The organism is Rhodococcus sp. 05-339-2 (genome assembly GCF_002258965.1).
GTDB lineage: Bacteria > Actinomycetota > Actinomycetes > Mycobacteriales > Mycobacteriaceae > Rhodococcoides.
In genome coordinates this window covers 227,219-239,589 of sequence record NZ_NOYW01000021.1, presented here as the reverse complement: position 1 = coordinate 239,589, position 12,371 = coordinate 227,219, and the positions used below count along the sequence as shown (strand labels likewise).

The 12,371-nt window shown below is 66.2% G+C and carries 14 protein-coding genes; 3 read left to right on the top strand and 11 right to left on the bottom strand.

Features of this window, described 5'->3' with window-relative positions:
- Nucleotides 1-123 precede the first annotated feature (123 nt).
- Nucleotides 124-585 carry an ArsR/SmtB family transcription factor gene (locus tag CH273_RS25495; RefSeq protein WP_306436606.1) on the top strand — a complete coding sequence of 154 codons (462 nt, stop codon included), beginning with the start codon at nt 124-126 and terminating at the stop codon, nt 583-585.
- A complete protein-coding gene (locus tag CH273_RS25490) occupies nt 582-1,022 on the top strand; it encodes a Fur family transcriptional regulator (protein WP_032394539.1) in 441 nt (146 codons plus the stop codon). Before CH273_RS25495 ends, CH273_RS25490 begins: the two co-directional genes overlap by 4 nt.
- A gap of 6 nt (nt 1,023-1,028) precedes the next feature.
- Here the strand turns inward: CH273_RS25490 and CH273_RS25485 are convergent, their stop codons facing one another.
- The 4 genes from CH273_RS25485 to recO are packed head-to-tail and all read right to left on the bottom strand — an operon-like array spanning nt 1,029 to nt 4,092.
- Nucleotides 1,029-2,021, bottom strand: a complete 993-nt coding sequence (locus CH273_RS25485; protein WP_032394753.1) for an iron-siderophore ABC transporter substrate-binding protein — start codon at nt 2,019-2,021, stop codon at nt 1,029-1,031.
- 50 nt (nt 2,022-2,071) lie between these two features.
- Nucleotides 2,072-2,491, bottom strand: a complete 420-nt coding sequence (locus tag CH273_RS25480; protein WP_052049345.1) for a hypothetical protein — start codon at nt 2,489-2,491, stop codon at nt 2,072-2,074.
- The gene (locus tag CH273_RS25475) at nt 2,484-3,302 is read right to left on the bottom strand and encodes an isoprenyl transferase (RefSeq protein ID WP_045194677.1); all 819 of its coding nucleotides are present in this window, start codon (nt 3,300-3,302) and stop codon (nt 2,484-2,486) included. The genes CH273_RS25480 and CH273_RS25475 overlap by 8 nt, the downstream gene beginning before the upstream one ends.
- Nucleotides 3,259-4,092, bottom strand: a complete 834-nt coding sequence (recO, locus tag CH273_RS25470) for a DNA repair protein RecO (RefSeq protein WP_008715506.1) — start codon at nt 4,090-4,092, stop codon at nt 3,259-3,261. Before recO ends, CH273_RS25475 begins: the two co-directional genes overlap by 44 nt.
- 72 nt (nt 4,093-4,164) lie before the next feature.
- Between recO and CH273_RS25465 the strand changes: the two genes are divergently transcribed.
- The gene (locus CH273_RS25465) at nt 4,165-5,571 is read left to right on the top strand and encodes an amidase (protein ID WP_032394540.1); all 1,407 of its coding nucleotides are present in this window, start codon (nt 4,165-4,167) and stop codon (nt 5,569-5,571) included.
- 56 nt (nt 5,572-5,627) lie between these two features.
- On the opposite strand, the gene era is transcribed toward CH273_RS25465, so the two are convergent.
- The 7 genes from era to dnaJ all read right to left on the bottom strand — a co-directional run bounded on the left by era (nt 5,628) and on the right by dnaJ (nt 12,342).
- The gene (era, locus tag CH273_RS25460) at nt 5,628-6,542 is read right to left on the bottom strand and encodes a GTPase Era (RefSeq protein WP_032394541.1); all 915 of its coding nucleotides are present in this window, start codon (nt 6,540-6,542) and stop codon (nt 5,628-5,630) included.
- A gap of 17 nt (nt 6,543-6,559) precedes the next feature.
- Nucleotides 6,560-7,882, bottom strand: coding sequence for a hemolysin family protein (locus CH273_RS25455; RefSeq protein ID WP_032394542.1), 1,323 nt, complete (start codon nt 7,880-7,882; stop codon nt 6,560-6,562).
- A gap of 40 nt (nt 7,883-7,922) precedes the next feature.
- Nucleotides 7,923-8,465 (bottom strand): rRNA maturation RNase YbeY, encoded by a 543-nt coding sequence (gene ybeY / locus CH273_RS25450; protein WP_032394543.1) that lies wholly within the window; start codon nt 8,463-8,465, stop codon nt 7,923-7,925.
- 53 nt (nt 8,466-8,518) lie between these two features.
- The gene (locus CH273_RS25445; protein WP_032394544.1) at nt 8,519-9,562 is read right to left on the bottom strand and encodes a PhoH family protein; all 1,044 of its coding nucleotides are present in this window, start codon (nt 9,560-9,562) and stop codon (nt 8,519-8,521) included.
- Nucleotides 9,563-9,655: 93 nt separating this feature from the next.
- Nucleotides 9,656-10,411, bottom strand: a complete 756-nt coding sequence (locus tag CH273_RS25440) for an alpha/beta hydrolase family protein (protein ID WP_032394545.1) — start codon at nt 10,409-10,411, stop codon at nt 9,656-9,658.
- Nucleotides 10,408-11,181: a 16S rRNA (uracil(1498)-N(3))-methyltransferase gene (locus CH273_RS25435; protein ID WP_032394546.1), complete on the bottom strand. Its 774-nt coding sequence runs from the start codon at nt 11,179-11,181 to the stop codon at nt 10,408-10,410. The genes CH273_RS25440 and CH273_RS25435 overlap by 4 nt, the downstream gene beginning before the upstream one ends.
- Before the next feature lie 3 nt (nt 11,182-11,184).
- Nucleotides 11,185-12,342, bottom strand: a complete 1,158-nt coding sequence (gene dnaJ / locus CH273_RS25430; protein ID WP_032394547.1) for a molecular chaperone DnaJ — start codon at nt 12,340-12,342, stop codon at nt 11,185-11,187.
- Nucleotides 12,343-12,371 lie beyond the last annotated feature (29 nt).

The window sequence follows — 12,371 nt, the reverse complement described above, 5'->3', positions numbered from 1 at the left end:
ATCAGACTATCTGGCTCGGCGGGCGAAACCGAACAGCGGTCGGGTGCGGAAGTTGACATGCGCACCTGTGCATATCACAATGAATACGATTTGCAATAACAACTACTGCACTAACCTGGTGTCATGACGTCGCTCGTGCAGGGAGAGTCCGCCGACAACGAACCGGCGATCGAAGGAGCCGCAACCGTGTCCACGGATTCGACAGTTGAAGCAAGTTCGACCCACCGGCAGGACCCGGAGCACCCGTTGCACTCCGGCGATCCGTTCGCCGCCGCTCCCCCGGCTCACATCCCGCCGAAGGAGACTCTGACCGCGGCGGGCGACATCCTCCGGGCACTCGCGGCCCCGGTGCGCATCGCCATCGTGCTGCAGCTGCGTGAGTCCGAGCGGTGCGTACACGAACTCGTCGTCGCCCTCGGCGTCACGCAACCGTTGATCAGCCAGCACCTTCGAGTGCTCAAGGCAGCGGGTGTGGTGCGCGGAGAACGCAACGGACGCGAGGTCCTCTACCGATTGGTCGACGATCACCTCTCCCATATCGTCGTCGACGCCGTGGCCCACGCCGAGGAAGGCCGGAACCTGTGACCGACAAGTCCACCGACACCGCGACATCGCGACGACCCGTCGTCGTCGGAGTGCGGGCCACCAAGCAGCGCAGTGCGATCTCGGATCTGCTCGACACCATCGAGGAGTTCAAGTCCGCACAGGATCTGCACGACGAATTGCGCAAGCGCGGTGAGGGTATCGGCCTCACCACGGTGTATCGCACCTTGCAGACCTTGGCCGACGCCGGGACGGTCGACGTACTGCGCACCGACAACGGCGAGTCGGTCTACCGGCGCTGCTCCTCCGGACATCACCATCACCTGGTGTGCCGCTCGTGCGGTTTCACCGTAGAGGTGGAAGGCCCCACCGTCGAGAAGTGGTCGCAGAGTGTCGCCGAATCCAACGGCTTCAGCGACGTGAGCCACACGATCGAGATCTTCGGCACCTGCAGTCAGTGCAGCACTGCCGGTCGCTGAGCCCGCTCAGGCGACGGCCTCTGCCACGCGAGGTACCAACGCGTCGATGGCGAACGGAATCGACAGCACCGAGTTGTACGTGATCGCTCCACGCTGATCGGTGGACAACGGCACAATCGCATCGCGCCGAGCAGCATCGAGCGTTCCGAAGATCGGGTTCTCCGCCACCACGTCGATGTCAGCACCGGTACCGAGATAGAGCACCAGGTCCGCATCGAGCATCGAGATGTTCTCGGACGAGACCGGAACGAAGAAGTTGGTGCCGTCGTCCTCGGCGCGGATCGATTCCGGGACCTCGAAGCCCAGTGAGGTGACGAATGTGCCGCGGGCATCACCGGGCAGATATGCGCCGAACTGGCCGTCGTACGGAAGCACCACTGCTGCAGTCTTGCCCGCGAACTCCGGATGTTCGTTTCGAACCTGCTCGAGCGCGGCGTCGGTCTGCGCGTTCAACTCCTCGCCGCGGTCGCGTTCACCCATCGCGCGAGCGATGGTGTCGGTGGCAACCTCACGATCGACGGCATAGGCAGCAGATCCTGCAGGTCGGGCGACCGTCGGCGCGATGCCGCTGAGCCTGTCGTACGTCGCCTCGTCGAAACCCGCGTTGAGTCCGGTGATGAGATCCGGTGCCAGCGAGGCGATCAGCTCGAAGTTCGGCTCGGACTCCGAGCCCAGCAGCGTCAACGGCGCGTCACCGACCAACTCGTCGGTCCAGGGACCGAGTCCGGTCTCGTAGAACGTGTACCCGGTGTTCCCGACGGGAACGGTGCCGAGCGCGATGACGGCATCGGCGTCGGACACCCCGAGGGTGACGATGCGCGTGGGCTTCTCGGCGATGGTCGTGCTGCCGTAGATGTGGTCGATGACAACCGGGAACGCACCGTCCGCCGACTGCGTCGCCGTGTCGACGTCGTCGGTGGTCGAACAGGCCGTCACGGCCGCACCGAGGGTGATCACCGCCACCACTACCGTGAGCATTCGGGTCCGCCGCACAGTCATCGCATCCACCTCTACTAGAAACTAAGTACAGGCAAACCTTAGCCGACGAGTCAGGGAAGTAGGCCCTCACGCGCCTTCTCGACTCCGGCGAGCACCAGAATGAGCATCGTCAACATCGCCTCGTCGTCCAGACCATTCGCGGGAAAGGTGTAGCGCAACAACACATCCGCGAGCTTGCCGTGAGTGTTGACCGAGATCGCGCCGAATTGGGAGTCCGCATTGCGGTCGGCAACTTTCTTGTGCAGGGCCGGCTTCAGCGGCCGGTCCCAGGCCAAGACCGCGGTGAGCGAGAGCACCTCGAGTTCGGGCGAGAGTCGAACGGCACGCAGCGAGCACAGAGCGCCCGCGTAGTCGAAACCGAGAGATCCCTCGTCGCCGAGTGTCACCGTCGCGAACTGCGAGAGCGCCAACTGGGCGCGGGCCTGCAACGAGAGCCTGTCGTCCGGCGTCCCGTTCGCGTCCTCACTCATATTTGACTCCACCGAATCGTCGGTCCCGCGAGGCGTATTCGATACACGCCTCCCACAGATCCCGACGGTCGAAATCCGGGAAGAGCTTCTTCTGGAACACGAACTCCGCGTACGCCGACTGCCACAGCAGGAAGTTCGACGTCCGCTGCTCCCCCGACGGACGCAGGAACAGATCCACGTCCGGCATGTCCGCTTCGTCGAGGTACTTGGCGACGGTGGCCTCGGTGATCTTCTCCGGGTTCAGCTTGCCCGCGGCCACCTGTCGAGCGATTTCCCTTGTGGCATCGGCAATCTCGGCTCGGCCGCCGTAGTTGACGCACATCGTCAAGGTCATCACGGTGTTGCGTTTCGTCAACTCCTCGGCAACCTCGAGTTCCTTGATGACACTGCCCCACAACCTCGGGCGACGGCCGGCCCAGCGAACCCGGACGCCCATCTCGTTCATCTCGTCGCGTCGACGACGAATGACGTCCCGGTTGAAGCCCATCAGGAACTTGACCTCGTCGGGACTGCGCTTCCAGTTCTCCGTCGAGAATGCGTACGCGGACAACCACTGCACACCGATCTCGATGCAGCCACAGACGGCGTCCATCAGTACCGCTTCGCCCTGCTCGTGCCCTGCGGTGCGCGGCAATCCACGATCCTGTGCCCACCGACCGTTGCCGTCCATGACCAGAGCGACGTGACGAGGAATCAGTTCCGGCTGCAGGATCGGTGGCCGCGCACCCGAGGGGTGCGGGTCCGGCGGGCGCACCGCCGGCCGTTCGTCAGGCCGGGGTTGCGGCTCGCGTCGTCGAATCACGGTCCCCATCCTGCCCGACGGTGTCGGCGAACACGGAGTCAGGTTGGGCCAGCGGCACCTGGTGCGGGTGCGAGCGTTCGATGAGCGGAAGGGTGCGCAACTGTCGTTCGAGATGCCACTGCAGATGAGCCGCCACCAGGCCACTGGCCTGCTTGCGGACGGCATCGGAGGTGGTGACGGTGTAGTCCCACTCGCCTCGCTCGAGCGCCACCATCAGGTCGAGTACCCCGGTCGACGGCGTCGCCGAGCCCGGCGGTCGGCAGTGCACGCACACCGCTCCACCGGCCGCGACGTGAAAGGCTCGGTGTGGTCCCACCGCGGCGCACCGCGCACAGTCGGTCAGTGCGGGTGCCCATCCGGCGAAGCCCATCGCGCGCAGCAGGTATGCGTCGAGCACCAACTCGGGCGGCCGCACGTGCTGCGCGAGGGCGCGCAGGGCACCGACAGTCAGCTGATGCAGGCGCTGCGCGGGCGCGTGTTCCTCACCGGCCAGCCGTTCGGCCGTTTCGAGAACCGCGCAACCGGTGGTGTAGCGGCCGTAGTCGGCGACGATGTCTCCACCGAACGCGTCGACGGTGTGCACCTGGGTGACGATGTCGAGGTTGCGTCCCGGGTAGAGCAGGACGTCGATGTGCGCAAACGGTTCCAGCCGTGCACCGAACTTGGATTTGGTGCGGCGAACCCCTTTTGCGACGGCCCGCACGATGCCGTTCTCCCTGGTCAACAGCGTGACGATGCGATCGGCCTCGCCCAGCTTGTGCTGGCGCAGGACGACTGCGTTGTCACGGTATGGCCTCACGTCGTCCAGTGTCCCACGCGCGCAGCGGCGGCGACCGTTCCCGCGCTGACGAGAAGTCGATACTGTGCAGGCGTGGATTTCCATCGGTCGACTCTCGTTGCCCAGGCCGCCGCTCTCGCGTCGGGTCGCATCACCTCGGTACAGGCGGTCACCGAATCGCTCGATCGGATCGACAAGAGCCAACCCACGCTCAACGCGTTCCGCCTCGTGCGCCGCGACGCGGCCCTCGCCGAGGCCGCCGAAGCGGACCGGCTGCGCGCCGCCGGCACCAGCGCTCCCCTGCTCGGCGTTCCCGTTGCCGTCAAGGACGACGTCGACGTCACCGGGGAGCCGACCGCCTTCGGCTGCGCGGGCAACTTTCCACCGGCCCCCACGGATTCGGAGGTGGTGCGCAGACTGCGTGCGGCCGGGGCCGTCATCGTCGGAAAGACCAACAGCCCCGAACTCGGCCAATGGCCCTTCACCGGCGGCACCTTCGGGCACACCCGCAATCCATGGGACCGCGAGCGCACCCCCGGCGGCTCCTCGGGTGGGAGCTCTGCCGCAGTGGCTGCCGAATTGGTCTCTGCCGCTCTCGGTTCCGACGGTGCCGGCTCGGTGCGAATTCCGGCCTCCTGGACCAATCTCGTGGGGATCAAGCCGCAACGCGGACGCATCTCGTCGTGGCCGGAGCCCGAGGCGTTCAACGGCATCACCGTCATCGGCCCGCTCGCACGTACCGTGGCCGACGCGGCACTGCTCCTCGACGTGGTCTCGGGTAGTCACGACGGAGATCTGCATCGTCCGAAACCACTGACCGTCTCCGATGCCGTCGGACGCAACCCCGGCTCGCTGCGCATCGCGCTCAGCCTGCGTAAGCCCTTCATCCCGACGCCCGCACCCCTGGACCCCGAGATCGCGGCTGCCGCGTACGAGATGGCCGCGGTGCTGCGACTGCTCGGACATCGAGTGGTCGTCGACGACCCCGCCTACGGAATGCTGTTGGGGCTCAACTTCTTACCCCGCTCGCTGGCCGGTGTGGCGGCCTGGGTGGACCGTCTGCCGGATCCGTCTCTCGCCGACCCGAGGACCCGAGCCAATGCCAGGAGCGGCCGAGCTCTCGCCGGAGCGCCGCTCCGTGCAGCCCGCGCCGCCGAGCCGCGCATCGGGCGTCGTATCGGCCGATTCTTCGACGAGTACGACATCGTGCTCGCCCCGACGACGGCCACCCCACCGCCGCGGATCGAGGCCATCGACGGCATCTCCAATGCCGACACCGATCGGGTGATCACCGAGCACTGTCCCTACACCTGGCCGTGGAACGTGCTTGGCTGGCCGAGCGTCAACGTGCCGGCAGGGTTCACCACCGCCGGCCTTCCGATCGGCCTGCAACTGATGGGCCACGAATCCTCGGAGCCGCTACTGGTGTCGGTGGCCGCTCAGCTCGAGAACGTGTTGCAGTGGCACCGCAAGCGCCCCGATCCCTGGTGGACCAGGTGAGCGAAACTTCGTAGTCTGCTACGAATTGTCGTGCACGTGCGGCGAAGCCGCTCCGGTCAGAAGCCGAGCTTGCCCATCTGCTTCGGGTCGGTCTGCCAGTCCTTGGCGATCTTCACGTGCAGGTCCAGATAGATCCTGGTGCCGAGCAGCTTCTCGATCTGCAGTCGCGATGCAGTGCCGACTTCCTTGAGTCGCGAACCGCCCTTGCCGATGATGATCGCCTTCTGACTCGATCGTTCGACGTACAGAATTGCGTGCACGTCGAGCATGTTGTCGTGGCCCTCCCGAGGGAGGACCTCGTCGATGACGACGGCAAGCGAGTGCGGCAACTCGTCGCGGACGCCCTCGAGCGCGGCCTCACGGATGAGTTCGGCCATGAGGATTTCCTCGGGCTCGTCGGTCAACTCTCCGTCGGGGTAGAACGCCGGGCCCGGTGGGAGCTCGGAGGCCAACAGGTCGACGAGCTTCTCGATCTGCTCGCCCGATTCGGCCGACACCGGGATGACGTGCGAATTCTCGCCGAGCAGCTTCGACAGCGACATCAGCTGCTGTACGACGCGTTCCTTCTTGACCTTGTCGATCTTGGTCACGATGCCGATGAGCGTCGTCTTGGGCGCGATGTGCCGCACCTGGTCGAGAATCCACCGGTCGCCGGGCCCGATCTTCTCGTCCGCGGGGATGCAGAGTCCGATGACGTCGACCTCGGAGTAGGTGTCCTGCACCAGGTCGTTGAGGCGTTGACCCAGTAGCGTTCTCGGTCGGTGCAGCCCCGGGGTGTCGACCAGGATCAGCTGGGCGTGCTCTCGGTGCACGATGCCGCGGATGGTGTGCCGCGTCGTTTGGGGACGTGAGGACGTGATGGCGATCTTCGATCCCACCAACGCATTGGTCAGCGTGGATTTGCCGGTGTTGGGTCGACCTACGAAACAGACGAATCCGGATCGGAACTCACCGTTGTTCTGCTCTGACACAAGAGCACCTCCAGATTTCAGTGTTGGCGAGTGACGTCCGACGAGTCGTCGTCCTCGGTGGTTTCTTCGTCCGGTTCGAGCTTCTCGACCAGGACCGTGGCAATACGGACGCGCCCCTTCGGGTCGGCTCCACCTTCTCCGCGCAGCAGGAGTCCGTGGGTGATGACCTGCGAACCGGGCAACGGTACTCGGCCGAGTTCGTAGCCGAGGAGTCCACCGACGGTGTCGACTTCCTCGGATTCGATGTCGATGCCGAAGATCTCGCCGAGGTCCTCGAGCGGCAACCGCGAGGACAGCCGGTAACGTCCGTCGTCCAGTTCCTCGATGGGCGCAACCTCGTCCGAGTCGTATTCGTCGGCGATCTCGCCGACGATTTCCTCGATCACGTCCTCGATGGTCACCAGTCCGGCGATGCCTCCGTACTCGTCGACGAGCAGGGCCATGTGGTTTCGATCGCGCTGCATCTCGGCGAGCAGACTGTCGAGCGCCTTGGAGTCGGGAACGAAGACGGCCGGACGCATCACCTCGGACACCTGCACTCCGCGGCCACCGTCGGTGGAGTGATACGTCTGCTGCACAAGGTCTTTGAGGTAGACGACCCCCACCACGTCGTCCACGTTCTCGCCGATCACCGGGATGCGGGAGTGGCCGCTGCGCACGGCCAACGAAGTGGCCTGTCCTGCTGATTTGTCGGACTCGATCCACACCATCTCGGGGCGCGGAACCATGACCTCACGGGCGGAGGTGTCTCCGAGCTCGAACACCGACTGGATCATCCGCCGTTCGTCGTCGGCCACGACACCGCGCTCGCGGGCCATGTCCACCAGTTCACGCAGTTCGATCTCGGAAGCGAAGGGGCCGTTGCGAAATCCCTTACCGGGGGTGATCGCGTTACCGATGAGAATGAGCAGGCGGCTGATCGGCCCGAGGAGCCACCCGAGTGCACGCAGCGGCAGTGCGGCCGCCAACGCGATCGAGTACGCGTTCTGCCGACCGAGGGTTCGCGGACCGACGCCGATCACGACGTAACTGACCAACACCATCGCCACCGCGCTGATCACCAGTGCCGTGGTGGAGTCGATCAACTGCGTCAGGCCACCCGCGAGCAACACCGTGCCGCCGATTTCGCACAGAATGCGCAGCAGCACCATCAGGTTGACGTACCGCGGGCGGTCGCCGACCACCACGACGAGGCCGGCGGCACCGGGGCGCTCGTCCTTGACCATGTCGTCGATTCGCGCCCGCGACACCGTGTTCAGCGCGGAATCGACGGCAGCGAACAGGCCTCCGAGAGGCACCAGAAGGACAGCGAACACGATGAGCGCAGCAGCACTGCTCACGCGCTACGACCCCACACTTCCACCTGTTCGACGACGCAGCTCATCGATCGAGTCCATCGACGAAACCGGCCTTGCCGAGGAGCCGGGCATCGCGGGCGGCCTGTTCGGCAGCCTGTTCCGCTCGCCTTGCGTCCTCGTACCATTCGGCCAGCAGTCGGTTCTGCAGCTCGAACATTTCCTTCTCTTCGTCCGGCTCGGCGTGGTCGTAACCGAGCAGGTGCAACACACCGTGCACGGTCAGCAACGCCAACTCGTGCTCGAGCGAATGTCCCGCAGCTGCAGCCTGATCCGCGGCGAACGACGGGCACAGCACGATGTCGCCGAGCATCGCCGGTCCTGGCTCGGGCGCATCGGGACGACCGCCCGGCTCGAGCTCGTCCATCGGAAACGACATCACGTCGGTGGGGCCGGGCAGATCCATCCACCGCATGTGCAGATCGGCCATCGTGGCCGAATCCACCAGCACCATCGACAGTTCCGCGGCGGGATGTACGTCCATGCCGGCGATCGCGAACCGTGCGACCGAGACCAGCTCGGGTTCGGAGATGTCCATCCCCGACTCGTTGGACACTTCGATACTCATCTAGCCACTACCCACGCTCTCGTTGCCTGCATCTGTCGTTCCGTACGCCTGAATCATCTTCTCGCCGAACGCGGTCCACCGGTCCGCCGTTGCGCCCGATTGGGAATGACGCCTTCCGACGTCGACTCGAACCGCTCGTACGCGTCGACGATCTCCGAAACCAATCGGTGCCGCACCACGTCGCTGCTGGTCAGCTGCGCGAAGTGGATGTCGTCGACGTCGGTGAGGATCTCGGACGCCGCGCGCAGCCCGGATCGCGCGCCACCGGGAAGGTCCACCTGGGTCACGTCGCCGGTGACGACGATCTTCGACCCGAATCCGAGTCGCGTCAGGAACATCTTCATCTGCTCGGCGGTGGTGTTCTGTGCCTCGTCGAGGATGATGAATGCGTCGTTGAGCGTGCGGCCGCGCATGTAGGCGAGCGGGGCGACTTCGATGACCCCCGCCTGCATCAGCTTGGGGATCGCTTCGTCGTCCATCATGTCGTGCAACGCATCGTGCAGCGGGCGCAGGTACGGGTCGATCTTCTCGTGCAGCGTTCCGGGCAGGAAGCCGAGGCGCTCCCCCGCCTCCACTGCAGGACGCGTCAGGATGATGCGGCTGACCTGCTTGGTCTGCAATGCCTGCACGGCCTTCGCCATCGCCAGGTACGTCTTGCCGGTACCGGCCGGGCCGATGCCGAACACGATGGTGTTGGCGTCGATCGCATCGACGTACCGCTTCTGGTTCAGCGTCTTGGGCCGGATCGTCTTGCCGCGGCGCGAGAGGATGTCGAGGCTGAGCACCTCGGCCGGTGAATCCGACACGCCCTCGGTGAGCATGGCGATCGACCGGCGCACCGCATCGGGAGTCAGTGGCTGAGCACGCTTGGCCAGCGCGGCCAACTCGGAGATCACCCGTTCGGCCAGCGCCACATCCGCCACTTTTCCGGTGAGCGTCACGGCGTTTCCTCGTACGTGGATGTCTGCCGTCAGCATCTGCTCGAGCGCCCGCAGATTCTCGTCGGACTGTCCCAGCAGTGGCATCACCGCTTCGGGGGCGAGTTCCAAGGTGGACCGAACGTCACGCTCGGCGGGAAATTCGCTGTGTTCACTCACGTGGTGGCTATGGCCTGCTCTCTGGTGTCGGCTGCTCGGATGTGCACTTGCTATGGATGGAGTTTAACGCCGCAGCAACGATGCGCATTCCCATTAACCGGCGGTGGCACCGAGCACGGCGTCGAGCGAGAGCGCCCAACACCGCGAATCGGGGTTCAGGAAAGCGAAGTGGTCTTCCCCAGGCACGATCGTCAGTCGGGCGTCGTCTCCGGCGGCTCGCGCCAGCGCGACGTACCGCTCGCTCTGCGCGGCGGGCACCTGGACGTCCTCGGCCCCGTGCAGGCAGATCGTCGGGATACCGATGGGTGCACGGGCAGCAGGCGAGGCGGATCGGTACAGCGCGGGGTCGTCCTGGTACCGGGCCTGCAACAGCGCCTCGACCGCCGGGTTGGTGCGTCCCGACGCACCTCGCGGTTCGAGATCGAGAACGCCGGCCTGCGAGACGATGCGTGACGGGCGGACCTTCGTGCCGGTCTCTCCGCCGAGCCACACGGCCAGGTGCCCGCCTGCGGAGTGCCCGATCACGCGCACGTCGTCGATCCCGACCGGGGCGTGGTGCTGCAGTTCCCCCGCGACCACGTCGAGTGCTGCGGTCACGTCGGACTGCATCTCCGGCCAGTGTCCGCCTGCGCCGACGCGTCGGTACTCGATGTTCCACGCCACCGCTCCGGCTCCGGCCACGGCGCGGGCGAATTGGGTACCCAGATTGGATCCGTACTGTCCGCTCCAGAACCCGCCGTGCACCACCACGACCACCGGGGTCGTGTCGTCGACGGGTTCGGCCGGCAGATAGAGATGGCCGAACTGCTCCGGGTGATCGCCGTAGGCGATCTTGATCCGTGCGCTCATGCGTTCTGGAAGTCGGGCGGCAACTGTGCCCACCGCGAGGTCAGAACCCCGAGCGCGCCGAGGGCCACCGCTCCTGCCGTCGAGGTCCGCAGCACCGTAGGGCCGAGCACGACCGGGGTTGCACCCGCCTCGGTCAGGGCGGTCACCTCTCGGTCGTCGAGGCCACCCTCGGGTCCCACGACGATCGCGACCTCGGGCACCGAGTCGAACGGCAGGTCTCGGAACGCCGAGGTGGCCGCCTCGTGCAGGACCGCCACGATTCCACCGCGCTCCACGACGCCGCGCACGAAGGCGTCGACCTCACGCGAATCGTGCAGCTCGGAGACTTCGGGGATGAATGCCCGACGCGACTGCTTGGCGGCCTCGGCCGCGGTACTCCGCCACTTCGCGACGCCCTTGGATGCCTTCGGGCCCTCCCACCGGGCGACGCATCGCGCGGACTGCCAGGGAACCACGGCGTCGACGCCTGCCTCGGTGGCCAGCTCGACGGCCAGTTCCGATCGGTCCGCCTTCGGCAATGCCTGCACCAGCGTCACCACCGGAGTGGGACGCGGCATCTCGCTGCGTGCTTGGACTGTCAGCTCCAGTCGGTTCTTCTCCGCTGCGGCCACGACCGTGTCGGCCAGACCGCCCGCTCCGTCACCGAGCAGCACCCGCTCGCCGACGCGGATGCGTCGCACCGTCGCGGCGTGATGACCTTCTTTGCCGTCGAGCACCGCGACCTCGCCGACGTTCGGCAGCGGGGAGAGGTAGAAGACCGTGGGGGCCATCGATCAGCGACCGCTGAAAGCTTCCCGCAACCGCGAGAACAGGCCACCGCTGTGCGCCGAGCCGGTGGTGACCACCTCCGCCGAGTCGCGGTCACGCATCGACCTGAGCTGTTCGAGCAGATGGGTCTGCTTGCTGTCGAGTTTGGTCGGCACGATCACCTCGAGGTGCGCGTGCAGATCGCCGCGAATGCCCGACCGCAGCTTGGGCATACCGTGACCGCGTAGCACCGTGGTCGAATTCGGTTGTGTGCCTTGCTCGATCGAGATCTCGGTGGGTCCGTCTATGATCGCGTCGACGGTGACCGAGGTGCCGAGTGCCGCGTCGACCATCGGGACGCGGACGGTGCAGTGCAGGTCGTCACCGTCGCGCACGAACACCTCGTGCTGCTGTTCGACGATCTCCACGTACAGGTCACCCGCGGGTCCGCCGCCCGGACCGACCTCGCCCTGCGAGGCCAGTCGGATCCGCATGCCGTTGCTCACGCCGACCGGCACCTTGACCGAGATGTCGCGACGCGACCGGACGCGACCGTCGCCGCCGCACTTGCGGCAGGGGTCGGGGATGGTCTCGCCGGCGCCGCGGCAGGTGGGGCACGGACGGCTGGTCATGACCTGGCCGAGGAACGAGCGCTGTACCGACTGCACTTCACCGGCACCTCCGCAGGTCTCGCAGCGGACCGGCTTGGAGTCGCCGTTGGTGCCCGAGCCCGTGCACAGGTCGCACAGGATCGCCGTGTCGACGGTGATGTGCTTGGTCACGCCGGTGGCGCACTCGTCGAGGGTGAGCTTGGTACGCAGCAGCGAGTCCGCGCCCGGCTGCACACGGCCCTTGGGCCCGCGCTGGGAGCCGCCCGCGCCGCCACCGAAGAACGCTTCGAACACGTCCCCGAGGCCGCCGCCGAATCCGGCTCCACCGAATCCACCGCCGCCGCCTCCGCCGCCCTGCTGGAGCGGGTCGCCGCCGAGGTCGACGATGCGACGCTTCTCCGGATCCGAGAGCACCTCGTATGCGGTGGAGATGTCCTTGAACCGTGCCTGAGCGGCCTCGTCCGGGTTGACGTCCGGGTGCAGTTCTCGCGCCAGTTTGCGGTAGGCGCGCTTGATCTCCTGGTCCGTCGCCTGCTGGCCGACGCCCAAAGTCCCGTAATAATCCCGTGCCACGTCGTCTCTTTCGTCCTAGAAGATGAATC

Bases quoted from the DNA above. Each gene is read 5' to 3' on its own strand.
- CH273_RS25495 (WP_306436606.1), top strand. From the start codon at position 124: ATGACGTCGCTCGTGCAGGGAGAGTCCGCCGACAACGAACCGGCGATC.
- CH273_RS25485 (WP_032394753.1), bottom strand. From the start codon at position 2,021: ATGACTGTGCGGCGGACCCGAATGCTCACGGTAGTGGTGGCGGTGATC.
- CH273_RS25480 (WP_052049345.1), bottom strand. From the start codon at position 2,491: ATGAGTGAGGACGCGAACGGGACGCCGGACGACAGGCTCTCGTTGCAG.
- CH273_RS25475 (WP_045194677.1), bottom strand. From the start codon at position 3,302: ATGGGGACCGTGATTCGACGACGCGAGCCGCAACCCCGGCCTGACGAA.
- ybeY (WP_032394543.1), bottom strand. From the start codon at position 8,465: ATGAGTATCGAAGTGTCCAACGAGTCGGGGATGGACATCTCCGAACCC.
- CH273_RS25440 (WP_032394545.1), bottom strand. From the start codon at position 10,411: ATGAGCGCACGGATCAAGATCGCCTACGGCGATCACCCGGAGCAGTTC.
- CH273_RS25435 (WP_032394546.1), bottom strand. From the start codon at position 11,181: ATGGCCCCCACGGTCTTCTACCTCTCCCCGCTGCCGAACGTCGGCGAG.